2 protein-coding genes are annotated in these 1,873 nt (G+C 37.9%); both read right to left on the bottom strand.

Going from position 1 to position 1,873, the window contains the following annotated elements:
* Positions 1–509: 509 nt before the first annotated feature.
* Positions 510–1,103 carry a hypothetical protein gene (locus AC1DIT_RS28010; protein WP_476998593.1) on the bottom strand — a complete coding sequence of 198 codons (594 nt, stop codon included), beginning with the start codon at positions 1,101–1,103 and terminating at the stop codon, positions 510–512.
* A gap of 13 nt (positions 1,104–1,116) precedes the next feature.
* A complete protein-coding gene (locus AC1DIT_RS28005) occupies positions 1,117–1,752 on the bottom strand; it encodes a C40 family peptidase (protein ID WP_016133035.1) in 636 nt (211 codons plus the stop codon).
* Positions 1,753–1,873 lie beyond the last annotated feature (121 nt).

The following is a 1,873-nucleotide window of genomic DNA, read 5'->3' as shown; positions in this document are numbered from 1 at the left end:
CTTGTACGTATTTCACCCCCCTTGTATCTTCTGGACAAAATAGTACATTCCGACTTAAGATCAAAGTTTCCTGTAATACTTTATATCCAATTTTGCGTAGTTTTACTTCATTCACACTGCTTCCTCCTTTTCTACAGGATTCTTTTTAGTAAGGAAGAGGACTTTGATCTGAATTCTCATGTCTATAATCACACTCTCAACAGAAAAAAATCCAATTCGGAAATTCGTCGTACATAGGGATCATCTCCACTTTTTTCTCTTCTGAACACCTTGGGCATAACATATTTCTTTTCCCCCTTTTGTTTTTCCCTATTTATTTTTATCTAACAGTTTAGATGTCTTTATAGGCATGTTGCACCGCCACGCCTACAAGAAATAGAATGAGTAAAGCTAAGGTGATAACCTGCCGCCAACTTTTTTTAAATAACAAGATAACTAGTGACATTAGAAGGACACTTGTAATACATAAAGTAATACCAAATGTCCACATCATGTTAACTCCTTCCTTACTAATTAATATATCCATCTTCTTTTAGGGGCTGCTGAATCTTCATTTCATTAATTACCCATCTACCCTTTTGCTCATCATATATCACTGAAATATCTAAAGGCATTTGTGTGACACTAGACACACCATTTACGGTTATTTTTTGCCAAACACGGGCAAATACATTTGCATGCGTTGTATCTACTGGCGTATAGTACAACAATAATTTATCAATATCGGAAACTATTGTTTTATCTGGTTCAGTTTTTTCGACTGGTTGACTAACATCTGTTCCCGCTGGAACTAGCATTTTCAATCCTTCTTCTGTAACAAAAGGTTTAATCTTTGTCCATGCTCTTTCCCCTTTTGCGGTATCATAAACGAAAAAAGCTTTTAAAAACTCTTCTGTCTCTTTCTTTACTTGTGTTTCTGTATTTCGTTCCTTCCCCTTCAAATTTTGGTCTAGTTTTTTATTTTCCGTTTGCATAACCTGCAATTTTTTCTTAGTATCTTCATATTTTTTTTGATATTCATCTGCTTTGGAATTTTGAGAGGTTGCATATACTGCAACCCCTATAATGATCAAAATCAAAGCAGATATAATTCCTTTATTCATCTAATTTCCTCCTCTATTTCACCCGTCTAATTCCAGAAAAATGATCTGCCCAGTACTTTTCACTTAAATCTGCGTAATGTAAGTGTGTTCCACCCGCATTAAACATTTTATTATTCCCAATGTATATCCCGATGTGTGATATGCCCGGTTTGTATGTTCCAGAAAAAAAGACTAAATCTCCTGGCGCCGGTTGGTCTACAGGTACTGTAGCATTGTACATAGATTCTGCTGTTCCATTAATCCGAATTCCCACTTTGTTATAACTCCACTCAACAAGACCCGAACAGTCAAAATTTGGTGGCGACCTGCCAGCCCATACATACGGGTAACCGTTGTATGGCGATACTAAAGCCATGATCTCATTAAATTTTGCATTGGCTGGGCCATCTCCCGTTCCGTCTCCAGGACCAGTTCCACCGCCAGCTCCTCCGCCCTCATTTGTAGCAACATAATATTTTAAAATTTTTTCAACATAACTAAAATCGCCATAGCAATAGGGGCTTCGGAAACCGCATTCTGTCCTTCCACCGTTGTGATCTAGAGCAAATTGCTTTGCCAATTCAAGCGTATATTCGCCGCCATTACGGTTTACATAATCTAAAAATCCTGGCCCGAATAGTGATAGGTAAGGTTTTGACGTTATCTCCACCTTTTCCCCCACTTCACACCATACGTGAGACTTTCACCTCATACGGCGTTCCATCTAATTCAATTGACCAACTTTTGTATTGAAGGAAAGATAGGATGTCGAATGTCGACGCGCTGATATT

It is taken from the genome of Bacillus sp. 05T22, assembly GCF_056396765.1.
The sequence above is the reverse complement of the archived record's forward strand: the minus strand, read 5'-3'. Positions and strand labels throughout refer to the sequence as shown.